A 13,593-nucleotide genomic window follows, 5' to 3' on the forward strand; every position below is an offset into this window, starting at 1 on the left:
ATGCCGGCGGATCGGTGGGACGTCCACGATGGCCGTTGCGTGGTGGTCGCGGCGGCGTGCGCGGCATAGCGTGGGGGCATGCCGAAAGCCGTCTGGAACGACCTGGTCGTCGCCGAGAGCGACGACACCGTGCTGGTGGAGGGGAACCACTACTTCCCGCGCGCGGCGCTGCGCGAAGACCTGATCACCGACTCCGCGACGCACACCGTCTGCCCGTGGAAGGGCACCGCGTCGTACTACTCGCTGTCCCACGACGGGAAGACCACCAGGGACGCCGTCTGGTACTACCCCGAACCGAAGCCGGACGCGGAGATGGTGCGCGACCGGGTGGCGTTCTGGAAGGACGTCCGGGTCGTCGACTGAGACACCCCACCGCCGGGGCGACTGGCGATCGACCGTCGCCGTGGGTGAGGATGCCCGCATGTCCGAACCCGCGCCGCGTCCCGCTCCGCCCGGCACCGTGTACGGCGGCCGCCCGGCGGCCCGCCCCGGGCTGCCGCGCGACCCGCTGATGCGGATCGCGCTCGGCGTCGCGGTGGTCGGCGTACTCCTGGGGCTCTTCTTCGCGACCGGGGTGCTGGGTGGCGGCGGCGACCAGCCGGTGCTGCCGGCGGCGGCCGCGCCGACCCCGGCGGGCAGCGAGCCGGCCGCGCCCGCGACCACCGAGGCCGCGCCCACCACCCCGGCCGAGCCCACGCCGACCCCCGCCGCGACCACCCCGGCGGCGCCGGCACCCCCGGCGGCCGGACCGAAGGTGATCCGGGCGGTCGCCTCGGGGCTCTGCGTCGGGGTCACCGACGACGACCCGGAGGGCGCCGACGCGCAACTGGCCGCCTGCACCGGCGGCCCCGAACAGCAGTGGGTGGCGAACCCGGTCGCGGCCGACGTGTGGACGCTGACCAACGCCGCCAGCGGCCGGTGCCTCGACGTGGACGGGCAGCGCACCGACGACGGGGTCGACGTGCAGCAGTGGTCCTGCAACGGCCAGCCCAACCAGCAGTGGCGGCTCACCCCGACCGGGGCCGGGCCGGTGCTGCTGGTCGCCGTGCACAGCGGCAAGTGCGCCCGGGTCGGCACCGCACCCGGCGACCAGCTCGAACAGGTCACCTGCACCGGAGCCCCCGACCAGCAGTGGTCACTCGCCTGACCCCTGCCCGCCGGCCGGCTCAGCCCCGGTAGCTCCACGCCCGCCGGCCGACGGCGACCGGCACGGCGACCGGCTGCGGTACGGCGTCACCCCGGCGACGACGCAGCCGCAGCGACAGCCCGGCCGCGCCGATCGACAGGGCACCGGCCACGTACCAGGCGACGGCGTAGTCGCCGAGCTGGTCGCGGACCAGCCCGGCGGCGGTGGCCGCGAACGCCGCGCCGAACTGGTGGGCGGCGAAGACCCAGCCGAAGACCACCGCGCCGGACGCGCCGAAGTACTCCCGGCACAGCGCCACCGTCGGCGGCACGGTGGCCACCCAGTCCAGGCCGTAGAAGACCATGAAGACCAGCATGCTGGGCCGGGCGGTGTCGGCGAAGAGGCCGGGCAGCACCAGCAGCGACGCCCCGCGCAGCGTGTAGTAGGCGGCGAGCAGCAGCCGGCTGTCCATCCGGTCGGTCAGCCAGCCGGACGCGATGCTGCCGGCGATGTCGAAGAGCCCGACCAGGGCGAGCAGCCCGGCCGCGGTGGTCTCCGGCATGCCGTGGTCGTGCGCGGCCGGCACGAAGTGAGTGCCGACCAGGCCGTTGGTGGTCGCGCCGCAGATCGCGAAGCCGCCGGCCAGCAGCCAGAACGGCCGGGTCCGGGCGGCGGCGGCCAGCGCGCCGAGGGCCCGGCCCGCCGCCCCACCGGCCGGCGGTGGCGCCGGCGTCACCTCGGTCGCCCCGTAGGCGGGCAGTCCCAGCTCCGCCGGGTGCTCGCGCAGCAACCACCCCACCAGGGGTACGACCGCCAGCGCCGCCCCGGCGACGACGAGCGCCGCCACCCGCCAGCCGTGGTCGCGGACCAGCACCGCCAGCAGCGGCAGGAAGACGAGCTGGCCGGCGGCCCCGCCCGCGGTCAGCACCCCGGTCACCAGGCCGCGCCGGGCGACGAACCAGCGGCCGGTGACCGTCGCCACGAAGGCCAGCGCCATCGAGCCGGTGCCCAGCCCCACCAGCACGCCCCAGCAGAGGATCAGCTGCCAGCTCGCGGTCATGAAGACGGTCAGGCCGCTGCCGAGGGCGACCAGCGCCAGCGCGCCGGCCACCACCCGGCGGATGCCGAAGCGGTCCATCAGCGCGGCGGCGAAGGGGGCGGTCAACCCGTACAGCAGGAGGTTGACCGAGACGGCGGCGGAGATGGTGGCCAGCGGCCAGCGGAACTCGGCGTGCAGCGGGTGCAGCAGGACGCCCGGCGTGGCGCGGAATCCGGCCGCGCCGACCAGCGCGACGAAGGAGACGGCGGCCACGGTCCAGGCCGGGTGGAAGCGACGGTGTCGGGTCACGCTCCGAGTCTCGGCCCTGTCGGTCGGGCGGACGAGTGGCCGGAAAGCCATCCTACGCAATAATCGGGCCATGACCGTTCCGCACCGGATCGCGGTGCTCGCCCTCGACCAGGTGGTCGGCCTCGATCTCGGCACCCCCAGCCAGGTCTTCGGCGCCGCCCGCACCGACGACCTGCGCCGCCTCTACACCGTCGCCACCTGCACGGTGGGTGGCCGGCCGGTCCGCAGCACCGGCGGCTACCAGGTGCTCCCCGACCACGGCCTGGAACTCGTCGAGACCGTCGACACGGTGATCGTGCCGGGGGTGCACGTCGGCTCACCCGGCTTCGACGGCACCGTCGACCCGGCCGTCACGGCGGCGCTGCGGGCGGCCCACGCGCGGGGCACCCGGATCATGTCGATCTGCACCGGCGCCTTCGTGCTGGCCGCCGCCGGGCTGCTCGCCGGCCGCCGCGCCACCACCCACTGGGCGTACGCCGACCTGTTCCGCCGCCAGCACCCGGACGTCGACCTCGACCCGGACGTGCTCTTCATCGACGACGGGGTGCTCACCTCGGCCGGGGTGGCCGCCGGCATCGACCTCTGCCTGCACGTGGTCCGCAGCGATCACGGCAGCGAGGTGGCCAACCGGGCGGCCCGGCGCTGTGTGGTGCCGCCGTGGCGGGACGGCGGGCAGGCGCAGTACATCGAGCGTCCCGTCCCCCGGACGGCCGAGAGCGGCACCGCCGCCACCCGGGAGTGGGCCCGGCAACGGCTGCACGAGCCGGTCGCACTGCGCGACCTCGCCGCGCACGCCCGAATGAGCGTCCGCACCTTCACCCGGCACTTCCGCGCCGAGACCGGGCTCAGCCCCGCGCAGTGGCTGCTCCAGCAGCGCACCGACGCGGCGCGGCTGCTGCTGGAGACCACCGAGCTGACCGTCGACCAGGTGGCCCACCGCTGCGGATTCGGCACCACCGCCGCCCTCCGCCAGCACTTCCACCAGCGGGTCGGCGTCGCCCCCGCCACCTACCGCCGCACCTTCCGGCACGCCTGATCCGCCACCCCACCACGCTGCCCGGCGGCCCCGCCTCCGCCGTCGGGCGCGGCTCGGTGCACCCCGCACACAGCCCGGCCACGAACCACCGAGGCCCAACCCCGCCGTCCACGGCCGGAGCGCAACCCGCCACCCACGCCGAAGCGCAACCGCGCCTCCCGGCCGAGCCGCGACCCGGTCGGGCGGCCACGGCGCAGCGCGGGCACCAGCGCAGCGAGGGAAGGAGGGCAGAAACAATGGAGCGACATGCCTCCGCGTCATGAATATGACGCAGAGGCATATCGCTTGTCGCCATGAGGGCGGTCAGCCCCGTCACCTTCTGTGACGGAGGGCGTCTCTCGGCACCGTCCGTGGACCCGCGTGGGAGGCGGGCGCGCGACCTCACGCCCCCGGACGGTGGTCAGGCGGGAGCGGTGGTCAGGCGGGATGGGGCTGGCGGCGGAGGGCGCGCAGCTCGGCCAGGTGCATCGGCAGGTGGACGCGGGTGTGCAGGTCCAGGACGCGACCCCAGGGCAGCGAGTCGTCCACGTCCAGGTCGAAGCCCTCGCGCAGCACCGTGTCCACCGGCGTCTCCGCGGCCGCACCGAGCCGCTCGGCGAGCGCGCAGAGCTTCTGGCTGGTCGCCCGGAGCAGGGCGGCCAGCCCGTCCAGCCCGCCGCACTCCGACACCAGCGCGTCGAGCTGCGGCCGGTGGATCGTCTCCAGGTCGTAGTAGGCGAACGGCGACCCGGCCAGCACCGCCTCGGTCGCCTCGCTCATCAGCTCGTCGTTGGCCGCCAGGTGGGCCACCACCTGCTCCGCGCTCAGCTCCCCCTCGGGCGGCGGACCGAACCCGCCCCGGTCCACCTCCGCGAACACCTGGTCGTACGCCCGTCGCAGCTCCGCGCTGTCCATCCGCCCAGCCAACCCCGCCACCGGGCACCGCCCGACCGCAACGCGCCCGGATCACCCGGTCGGGTCAGCGGCGCCCGTGCCGGGCGCGCAGATAGTCCGAGACCACGTACTCGCCGAGGTCGTCCAGGTCGGGGGTGAAGACCCGGCCCTTGGAGCGGCGGGCCACCGCGTCCATGAACCGGCGCAGGCCCGGATCGTCGCCGAGCATGAAGAGGTTGAGCGTGGCGCCGTAGCGGGTGAGTTTGTCCACCTCCCGGACGGTCGCCTCGATCGTCTCCGGCAGCGGCGGCCAGTGGAAGTACGCCTCCCCGTCCTCCGGGTCGAGGTGCGCGGTCGGCTCGCCGTCGGTGACCACGAGGACCACCGGCTCGGCACCCGGATGGCGGCGCAGGTGCCGACCGGCCAGCCGCAGCGCGTGCTGGAGGTTGGTGCCCTGCTCCAGGTCCGGCTCCACCGCCGCCAGCTCCTGCTGGGTCAGCGGTGCCGCCTCCCGACCGAAGCCGACGATCTGCAACGCGTCCTGCGGGAACCGGGTCGCCACCAGGTGCGACAGCGCGAGCGCCGTCTGCTTCATCGGCCCCCACCGCCCCTGCGAGACCATCGAGTACGACAGGTCCACGCAGAGCGCCACCGCCGCCGACGCCCGCCGCTCGGTCTCCACCACCTCGAAGTCCTCGACCGCGAGCTGCACCGGCACGGTGGGGCCGGTACGGCGTACCGCGCGGGTGAGGGTGCGCACGACGTCGAGGGGCTGCTCGTCGCCGTACTCCCACTGCCGGGAGGCACCGCTGACCTCGCCCGCGGCACCCGCCGTGCGCAGGTCGTGCTGGCCGCGCGGCCCGGCGGTCAGGTCGGCGAAGACCCGGCGCAGCGCGGTGCCGGCCAGCCGGCGCAGCGCCTTCGGGCTGAGCGTCAACCCGTCCGCGTCCCGGCTCACCCAGCCCTGCCGGCGCAGCTCCCGCTCCAGCTCCCGCAACCGGCGTACGTCGTCGGCGGCGTCCCGGCCCAGCGTCCGGGCCACCGCGTCCACGTCGACGTCGTCCAGGGTGGCGCCGGGCTGGTCCGGGTCCAGGGAGTCCAGCAGCTCGTCCAGCTCGGCGATCTCGCCGAGCGCGCCGGTCGCCTCGCCGTAGCCGAGCGGCTGGTCACCGCGGACCCGCTCGCCGCGCTGCCAGTTCAGGTCGGGGCGCAACGAGCGCAGGTGGTCGTCGAGCGCGGCCAGCTCCCCGGCGAGCCCCTCGCCGAGCGACTGGCGCATCAGCCCGGCCAGTTCCTCCCGCTGCCGGTCCGACAGCGACCGCATCAGCCGCTCACCGGCCGCCGCCCGGCGGGCCAGCACGTCGACCAGCTCGTCGACGTTGCGCGGCTGCTCCGGGAAGAACTCGCCGTGCCGGCGCATGAACTCGGCGAACGCGTCCGTGGTGTCCTCGGCGCGGGCGTGCCGCGCCAGCAGCTCGTTGAGGTCCCGCATCATCTCGGCGAGCTGCCGCTGCACCGCCGGGTCCCCGGCCGCGCGGGCCGCGTCCCGCAGCCCGGCGAAGCGCTGCTCCAGCACGTCGCCGCGCAGCCCGTCGAGGATCCGCTGGTACGTCTGCCGCGCCTCGTCGCTGGCCCACTCGTAGCCGGCCAGCTCCTGCACCGCGCGGGCGGTGGAGCGGGGCAGGTTGTCCAGCACCGCCTCGGCGAAGCGCGCGTCGTCGCCGTCGCGTCCGCGCAGCTCGTCCCGCTCGGCGGCCAGGGCCTGGTCGAGCAGGGAGCGGGCCCGGGTCACCGCGCCGTCCAGGTCGCCCCGGCGCAGCGCCTCGCGGCGCATCCGGCGGGCCCGGGCGGCCAGCTCGTCGAGGCCGCCCCGCCCCTGCGGGCCCCGCCGCAGCAGGTCGCGCAGCGCCTCGCGGAGGCTGCCGCCGTTCAGCACCTCCGCGCCGACCGCGTCCACCGCGGCCCGCACGTCGTACGGCGGGGCGAGCGGGTCGGGGCCGCCGCGCCACTGGCCGTACCGGAACCGGTTGCCGGCCATGGTCAGCCCCGGCCGCCGTAGACGGTGCGCCCGGTCTCGGTGACGTCCTTGCCGAGCCGGCGGGTCAGGTGCAGCCCCTCCAGCACGAACTCGATCCCGGCGGCGGCCTCCCCGGGGGTGGGCGCGTCCCCCATGCCGAGCCGGTCGAGCACCTTGGCCAGCCCGGGCACCGGGCCGACCTGGCGCAGCAGCTCGGCTGCGGAGACCAGCTCCCCGGTCTCGATCACCGCGCCCTCGGCGACCAGCCCGGTGAACCCGGACAGGTCCAGGCCGGCCAGTCGGGCCAGGAACGTCTCCGCCGTGGCGGTACGCAGCAGGTGGGCGAGGACCTCGATCTCCCGCCCCTCCTCGCCGCTCTCGAACTCGACCTTGCCGCGCAGCGTCGAAGCCACCGACACCGCGTCCCCCACCCGGGCCACCGGCGCGGCGGTGCCGGTGTCGTCGTCGGCGAGGAGACCGGAGCGGCGCAGCGCGGCGGCGGCGACCGTCTCGGCGGCGGCGATGGCGAAGCGGGCGGAGACGCCGGAGCGCGGGTCCACCGACGGCGACTCGCGGACCGCGCGGGCGAACCGCGCCAGCACCTCCAGCACGTGCTCGGGCACCTCGGCGACCAGGTCCGCCTCCTGCCGGATCAGCGCCAGCTCCAGGTCGAGGTCGACCGGGTAGTGGGTGCGGATCTCGGCGCCGAAGCGGTCCTTGAGCGGGGTGATGATCCGGCCCCGGTTGGTGTAGTCCTCCGGGTTGGCGCTGGCCACCAGGAGCAGGTCCAGCGGCAGCCGCAGCTGGTAGCCGCGGACCTGGATGTCCCGCTCCTCCAGCACGTTGAGCAGCGCCACCTGGATGCGTTCGGCCAGGTCGGGCAGCTCGTTCACGGCGAAGATGCCCCGGTTGGTGCGCGGCACCAGTCCGAAGTGGATGGTCTCCGGGTCGCCGAGGGTACGCCCCTGGGCGATCCGGATCGGGTCGACGTCACCGATCAGGTCGCCGACGCTGGTGTCCGGGGTGGCGAGCTTCTCGCCGTACCGCATCGACCGGTGCAGCCAGCCGATCGGCAGGTCGTCGCCGGCCTCGGCGACCAGCGCCCGGGACGCCGGGGTGAGCGGGTGCATCGGGTGCTCGTTGAGCACCGAGCCGGGGATCACCGGGGTCCACTCGTCGAGCAGCGCGCCGAGCGATCGGATCAGCCGGGTCTTGCCCTGGCCGCGCTCGCCGAGCAGCACCATGTCGTGGCCGGCGAGCAGGGCCCGCTCGACCTCGGGCAGCACGGTGTCGTCATACCCGACGATGCCGGGGAAGCGGTCCTCGCCGGACCGCATCCGGGCGAGGAGGTTGGCGCGCAGTTCTGCCTTGACCGTCCGGTGGTGGTGGCCGGACGCCCGCAGCTCGCCGAGCGTGGAGGGCAGATCGGCGGGCGGGACCGGGGAAACCTGGTTGGGCGCAGTCACCCGGCCAACGCTAGCGCGGCCCACCGGGCAACCGCCCCTTTCGCGTCGACTCAACCCGTGGGCACCACGAAACCCGACTCGTAGGCGGCGATCACCGCCTGGGTGCGGTCCCGGACACCCAGCTTGGCCAGCACGTTGCCGACGTGCGTCTTCACCGTCTCCACCCCCACCACCAGCCGGACGGCGATCTCGGTGTTGGACAGCCCGGTGGCCATCAGCCGCAGCACCTCCCCCTCCCGCTCGGTGAGCCGCGCGGAGCGCAGCCCGTCCCCACTCCGCCCGCCGTACGCGCCGACGAGCTGCCGGATCGCGGCGGGGAAGAGCAGCGAGTCGCCGGCCGCCACCACCCGGACCGCCTCCACCACCTCGGCCGGGCGGGCCCGTTTCAGCAGGAAGCCGCTCGCACCCGCGCGCAGCGCGTCATAGACGTACTCGTCGTTGGCGAAGGTGGTGACGACCAGCACCTTCGGCGGGTCGGCGGAGGTGGCCAGCAGCCGGCGGGTGGCCTGGATGCCGTCGATGGCCGGCATCCGGACGTCCATCAGCACCACCCGGGGGCGCAGCTTCGCCACCAGCGGCGGCACCTCCGCGCCGTCGGTGGCCTCGCCGACCACCCGCAGGTCGGGCTGGGCGTCGATGATCGCCCGCAGCCCGAGCCGGATCAGCTCGTCGTCGTCGACGATCAGCACGTCGATGGTCACCTCGTACCGTCCTTCCCGGCCACCGGCAGCCGCACCCGGACCTGCCAGCGGTCCCCCTCCGGGCCGGCGGTGATCCGCCCGCCGAGCAGCAGCACCCGCTCCCGCATGCCGTCCAGGCCGCGTCCGCCGCGCCCCGGCCCGGTCGCGCCGCGCACCGCGTTGACCAGCTCGATCTCCAACCACCGACCGGGCCCGTCCGGCTCCTTCTCAGGCACGTCGACCCGGAGCGTCACCGGGCCACGGCCGTAACGGGCGGCGTTGGTGAGGCCCTCCTGCACGATCCGGTAGCCCTCCCGGGACACCGCCGCCGGCAGCTCGACGAGCGGACCGCTGACCCGCGACTCCACGGTCAGGCCGGCGGCCCGGGTGTCGGCGACCAGCCGGTCGAGCTGGCTCAGGGTGCGCTGCGGCGCGGTGCCGGCGGAGCCGCGCACGCCGCCGTCGCTCTCCCGGAGCAGCCCCAGCACGTGGTCCAGGTCCTCCATCGCGTGCCGGCTGGTCTCCTCGATGGCGCGCAGCGCCCGCCGGGCGAACCCGGGATCCGCGTCGAGCAGCTCCCGGGCAGCGGCGGCCTGGAGGGTGGCCACGGTCAGCGCGTGCCCGACGGAGTCGTGCAACTCCCGGGCCAGCCGGTTCCGTTCGGCGAGCCGGGCGGCCCGCGCCTCCAGGGCGGCGATCCGCTCCCCCTGCGACGGGCCGAGCAGCACGGGCGCCATCGAGGCGGCCAACGCACCCAGCCCGGCGACCGCGTATCCCAGCCCGACCAGCAGCAGCACCCCGGCCAGTGCCGTCCAGCCCGGGGCGTGACCGGCCAGCGGACCGACGCCGAACGCCTCCGGCGGGCCGGTGCGCAGGCCGAACTGCTGGGCGATGAAGACCAGCGCCATCGGGAACGCGCTGATCGCCGCGAAGAGCACCAGCCCCCCGCTGACCAGGTGCAGGGCGATCCAGAGCGCGGAGCGCAGCCGGGTCTCCCGGTCCAGCCGGTGACCGGCCGCCGGCTCGGGCAGGTCCGCGCCGAGCAGCGCCCGCGCGGCAGCCACCTCCAGCGCCCGGCTGCCGGCCAGGAAGACCGGCACGACCGCGAGCACCACGGCCACCAGCAGCAGCCCGGCGGCCAGCGGCCGGGGTACGTCCTGGTTGGTCAGCAGTTGCGCGAAGGCCGCCGCGATCAGCGCGTACGGCAGCAGCAGCACCCCGCCGAGGAGCAGGAACACGGCCCGTCGCCACGTGCTCCCCCGCACCAGCGGCGCCAGCACCCCCGCAACCGTCACCCGGCCATTCTCGCGCCGACCACCACCCGCCCGACTCCCCCACCCAGGGGAGATCCCGTCGCCGCCCACCACCGGCTCCGGGTGCAGCTGTTGTCGCCGGAACCACCACAGCCGCACCCAGAGCGACGCACGACGGGTCTCGGCCGGCGTCAGCGGTGGTCGGCCACGTAACCCGACGGGTCCTTGTCGGAGAAGGTGAGGTTCCGGCCGCCTCTGTGCTCGCCGTAGAAGGTGAGCCAGCGCGCACCCAGCTCGGCGCGCAGCTCCACCCCGGCGTGCCGGCGGAAGTCGGGCAGCGCCTCGTCCTCCTCCTCGGCGAGGTGCTCGCTGTTCTCCCGGCGGGCCGTCCAGACCGCCGCCCACCACTCGTCCGAGCCGACCGGGTGCCGCTTCGCCTCGGCGATCGCGTCCCGGATCTTGTTGTGGTCGCCGATGGCGTCCTCGGTCTCCTCCTCGCCGTCGTCGCCGTGCCGGACCAGGTGCGGATAGAGGATCGTCTCCTCCGCCTCGGCGTGGATGTCCAGGTGCAGGCTGAGCGCATCCCAGATGGCCAGCAGCTCGTCGTCGTCCCGGGCGTCGTCGAGCCGGGCGAAGCCGCGTCGGAAGGCGGCGTGGTCGTCGAGGATCAGCGCGGTGATGTCGTCCATCGTGGTCACTTCCCGGTCCGGGCGCGGATCAGCTTCGGCACGGCGGCGAGGCCGGTGATCGGGCGGAACTGCCGCGCGGCGGCACCGAGGGCCGCGTACTCGTCGTCGGCGAGGTCGATCTCGGCGGCGGCGGCGTTGCGTTCCATCTGCTCCACGCTGGAGGCGCCGGGGATGGCCACCACGTTCGGGTGGTGCAGCAGATAGGCCAGGGCGATCTGGCTGGGGGTGGCGTCGTGCGCGCCGGCCACCTCGCGCAGCGTGGCGATCAGTTCGGTGCCGCGTTCCAGGTTCTCCGGCAGGAAGTACGGGTTGGCCCGGCGCACCGCCCCGCTGGGCGGGTTCTTCGCGTCGTACCGGCCGGAGAGGAACCCCTGCGCGAGCGGGCTGTACGCGATGACGATCCGGCCGGCCTGCTCCGCGTACGGGATCAGGTCCTCCTCCGGAGCGCGGTCGATCATGCTGTAGCGGACCTGGTTGCTGAGCACCCGGCGGCCCAGCGCGGCCTCGGCGAAGCGCCACCGGCGCAGGTTGTAGTTGCTGACGCCGACCTCGCCGACCAGCCCGACGTCCTGGAGGGCCCGCATGCCGCGCATGGTGGTGGTGTCGGCGACCACCGGGTTCGGCTGGTGCACCTGGTAGAGGTCGATGCTGCTGACGCCGAGCCGGGCGGCGGAGGCGACCGCGCGCTGCTGCACCACCGGGGCGATCGGGAGCACCGGGAAGATCTTGCTGGCCACGACGACCTTGGCCAGGTCGTCGCCGACGGCTGCGCCAGGTCGCGGCGCGGTGTCGGACGCGCCGGACTGGCGTGGTCGCAACGCCGCGCCGAGGATCCGCTCGCTGCGGCCGAAGCCGTACAGCTCGGCGGTGTCGAAGAGGGTGACGCCGAGGTCGAGCGCGCGCCGGACGATGTCCGCCGCCCGGCGCTCGTAGTCGGGGCCGTAGCCCCACTCCTTCGAGCCGAACTGCCAGGTGCCGAGACCGATCTTGGAAATGGGCTTCGGGGTGTCGAGCGGGACGAATCGCATGGCCTCGAAGCTACCCCGCCGGCCCGCGTGCCACGCCGGATCCGCGCGGGCCGCCGTCCGGGCGGTGGGACGCGACGTGGGAGCGCGGCCGGCAGGGCTAGGGTGGTCTTCCGTGACCTACCTCGCGGCTGATGAGCGCTACGACTCGATGACCTACCGGCGCAGCGGACGCAGCGGGCTGCGCCTGCCGGCGATCTCCCTCGGGCTGTGGCACAACTTCGGGCCGGACCGGCCGTTCGACCGGCAGCGGGACATCGTCCGACGCGCCTTCGACCTCGGCATCACCCACTTCGACCTGGCCAACAACTACGGCCCGCCGCCCGGGGCGGCCGAGGAGAACTTCGGCCGGCTGCTCGCGGGCGACCTCAAGCCGTACCGGGACGAGCTGGTGATCTCCAGCAAGGCCGGCTACGACATGTGGCTCGGCCCGTACGGCGAGTGGGGCTCCCGCAAGTACCTGATCTCGTCGCTCGACCAGTCGCTGCGCCGGCTGGGGCTCGACTACGTCGACATCTTCTATTCGCACCGGTTCGACCCGGACACCCCGCTGGAGGAGACGATGGGCGCGCTCGACGCCGTCGTCCGCTCCGGCCGGGCGCTCTACGTGGGCATCTCCAACTACACCTCCGAGCAGACCACCCGGGCCGCCGCGATCCTCCGCGACCTCGGTACGCCCCTGCTGATCCACCAGCCGTCGTACTCGATGCTCAACCGCTGGACCGAGGACGACGGGCTGCTCGACACGCTGGAGCAGGTCGGCGCGGGCTGCATCGCGTACAGCCCGCTCGCGCAGGGCCTGCTCACCGACCGCTACCTGGGCGGCATCCCCGCCGACTCGCGGGTCCGCACCAGCGTCTTCCTCAACGAGAGCGACCTCGACGCGGAGAAGATGGCCACCATCCGGGCGCTCGGCGCGATCGCCGAACGGCGTGGCCAGTCACTGGCCCAGCTCGCGCTGGCCTGGGCGTTGCGCGACCCGCGGATGACCAGTCTGATCATCGGCGCCAGCAGCGTCGGGCAACTGGAGGGGAACGTCGCCGCGCTGGACAACCTCGACCTCAGCGCCGAGGAACTCACCGAGATCGACCGTCACCTGGGCTGATCCCGGGTCGGTGCCGGGCAGGCGACCGTCCGGGTCACCAGATGCGGCGGCGGCCGGCGCGGTGGTTGCGTACCCCGCAGGGCCGGCCGACCGGCGCGGTGCCGGCGCGCCGCAGCCGCCGCCCGACGACGGTCGCCAGGAGCACCGTGACCACCGCCGCGGCGCCGCCCAGCAGCGGCCAGCGGACGCCGCCGAGGTCGGTCACCGCCGCCACCGGGACCCCGGCCCCGGCCGCCGGGTCGGCGGGGGCCGACCGGACGGTGGACCCGGCGGCGCGCCCCCGGGTGGCCGTCGGGCCGGCCGACGCCCGGGTGCGCGCCGAGGCGGCGCCGCCCGGGGCGGGCCGGAACACCACGTCCGAGCAGGAGTAGTAGGTGTCCTGGGTGTCGGAGTTCTGCCAGATCACATAGATCAGGTGCCGCCCGTCGCGCCCCGTCGGCAGCCGACCCGCCATCTGGTACGCCCCACCGCGGATCGGCGGGTCGGTGGCCGTCAGGAACGGCTTCCGCTCCAGATCGGACCAGGCCAGGCGCCGGGTCGGGTCGTAGGACGAGGTGGTGACGTAGAGCCGGAACGTCCCCTTGTGCGGGATCGTCGTCCGGTAGCGGAAGGTGAACTTCGCCCCGGCGGTCAGCTCGGTCGCGGGCCAGTCGGCGCGGGCGAGGTTCAGCCCCTGGTAGGCGGAGAGCCCACCGCCGCACAGCTCACCGTCGGGGATCCGCTCCCGGTCCCGCCCGTCGACCCGGGCGACCCGGATGTTGTCCCACTCGCGTACCGCCGCGCCGGCCGCGACCGCCGCGCGGCAGGCCGGCGTCGTGGCCTGCCCGCCCTCCGGGCCGCAGGCCGCCGCCCGGCTCATCGGAGTGGTCGAGGCGCCGTGCGCGGCGGCCGGAGCGGCGCCCACGAGCAGGGTCGCGGCGACGGCCGCGACGGCGGCGAGCATTCGGCGTACGGCCATGAGATCGACCTCCCGGG

13 protein-coding genes are annotated in these 13,593 nt (G+C 75.0%); 4 read left to right on the forward strand and 9 right to left on the reverse strand.

Features of this window, described 5'->3' with window-relative positions; translation table 11 throughout:
* Positions 1 to 78: 78 nt before the first annotated feature.
* Positions 79 to 363 (forward strand): DUF427 domain-containing protein, encoded by a 285-nt coding sequence (locus ABUL08_RS18200; RefSeq protein ID WP_350931121.1) that lies wholly within the window; start codon positions 79 to 81, stop codon positions 361 to 363.
* A gap of 58 nt (positions 364 to 421) precedes the next feature.
* Positions 422 to 1,147: an RICIN domain-containing protein gene (locus tag ABUL08_RS18205; protein ID WP_350931122.1), complete on the forward strand. Its 726-nt coding sequence runs from the start codon at positions 422 to 424 to the stop codon at positions 1,145 to 1,147.
* 19 nt (positions 1,148 to 1,166) lie between these two features.
* On the opposite strand, the gene ABUL08_RS18210 is transcribed toward ABUL08_RS18205, so the two are convergent.
* The gene (locus tag ABUL08_RS18210; protein WP_377522305.1) at positions 1,167 to 2,525 is read right to left on the reverse strand and encodes an MFS transporter; all 1,359 of its coding nucleotides are present in this window, start codon (positions 2,523 to 2,525) and stop codon (positions 1,167 to 1,169) included.
* 19 nt (positions 2,526 to 2,544) lie between these two features.
* On the opposite strand from ABUL08_RS18210, the gene ABUL08_RS18215 reads away from it, so the two are divergent.
* The gene (locus ABUL08_RS18215; protein WP_350931124.1) at positions 2,545 to 3,510 is read left to right on the forward strand and encodes a GlxA family transcriptional regulator; all 966 of its coding nucleotides are present in this window, start codon (positions 2,545 to 2,547) and stop codon (positions 3,508 to 3,510) included.
* Between the two features lie 417 nt (positions 3,511 to 3,927).
* Here ABUL08_RS18215 and ABUL08_RS18220 read toward each other — a convergent pair whose 3' ends face one another.
* The 7 genes from ABUL08_RS18220 to ABUL08_RS18250 form a co-directional block, all read right to left on the reverse strand.
* A complete protein-coding gene (locus ABUL08_RS18220) occupies positions 3,928 to 4,404 on the reverse strand; it encodes a hypothetical protein (protein WP_350931125.1) in 477 nt (158 codons plus the stop codon).
* 64 nt (positions 4,405 to 4,468) lie between these two features.
* The gene (locus ABUL08_RS18225) at positions 4,469 to 6,421 is read right to left on the reverse strand and encodes a VWA domain-containing protein (protein WP_350931126.1); all 1,953 of its coding nucleotides are present in this window, start codon (positions 6,419 to 6,421) and stop codon (positions 4,469 to 4,471) included.
* 2 nt (positions 6,422 to 6,423) lie between these two features.
* Positions 6,424 to 7,866 carry a sigma 54-interacting transcriptional regulator gene (locus ABUL08_RS18230; protein ID WP_350931127.1) on the reverse strand — a complete coding sequence of 481 codons (1,443 nt, stop codon included), beginning with the start codon at positions 7,864 to 7,866 and terminating at the stop codon, positions 6,424 to 6,426.
* A gap of 50 nt (positions 7,867 to 7,916) precedes the next feature.
* Positions 7,917 to 8,567, reverse strand: a complete 651-nt coding sequence (locus tag ABUL08_RS18235; protein ID WP_350931128.1) for a response regulator transcription factor — start codon at positions 8,565 to 8,567, stop codon at positions 7,917 to 7,919.
* Positions 8,564 to 9,841 (reverse strand): sensor histidine kinase, encoded by a 1,278-nt coding sequence (locus ABUL08_RS18240; protein ID WP_350931129.1) that lies wholly within the window; start codon positions 9,839 to 9,841, stop codon positions 8,564 to 8,566. The genes ABUL08_RS18235 and ABUL08_RS18240 overlap by 4 nt, the downstream gene beginning before the upstream one ends.
* A 149-nt stretch (positions 9,842 to 9,990) precedes the next feature.
* Positions 9,991 to 10,488, reverse strand: a complete 498-nt coding sequence (locus ABUL08_RS18245) for a hemerythrin domain-containing protein (protein WP_350931130.1) — start codon at positions 10,486 to 10,488, stop codon at positions 9,991 to 9,993.
* A gap of 5 nt (positions 10,489 to 10,493) precedes the next feature.
* The gene (locus ABUL08_RS18250) at positions 10,494 to 11,516 is read right to left on the reverse strand and encodes an aldo/keto reductase (protein WP_350931131.1); all 1,023 of its coding nucleotides are present in this window, start codon (positions 11,514 to 11,516) and stop codon (positions 10,494 to 10,496) included.
* A 112-nt stretch (positions 11,517 to 11,628) separates the two neighbouring features.
* Between ABUL08_RS18250 and mgrA the strand changes: the two genes are divergently transcribed.
* On the forward strand, positions 11,629 to 12,618 hold the full coding sequence (gene mgrA, locus ABUL08_RS18255) for an L-glyceraldehyde 3-phosphate reductase (RefSeq protein ID WP_350931132.1): 990 nt from the start codon (positions 11,629 to 11,631) through the stop codon (positions 12,616 to 12,618).
* Positions 12,619 to 12,652: 34 nt separating this feature from the next.
* Here the strand turns inward: mgrA and ABUL08_RS18260 are convergent, their stop codons facing one another.
* Entirely contained in the window at positions 12,653 to 13,576 is a 924-nt protein-coding gene (locus ABUL08_RS18260) for a lytic polysaccharide monooxygenase (protein ID WP_350931133.1), read from the reverse strand.
* Positions 13,577 to 13,593: the final 17 nt, after the last annotated feature.

The organism is Micromonospora sp. CCTCC AA 2012012 (assembly GCF_040499845.1).
Classification (GTDB): domain Bacteria; phylum Actinomycetota; class Actinomycetes; order Mycobacteriales; family Micromonosporaceae; genus Micromonospora; species Micromonospora mangrovi.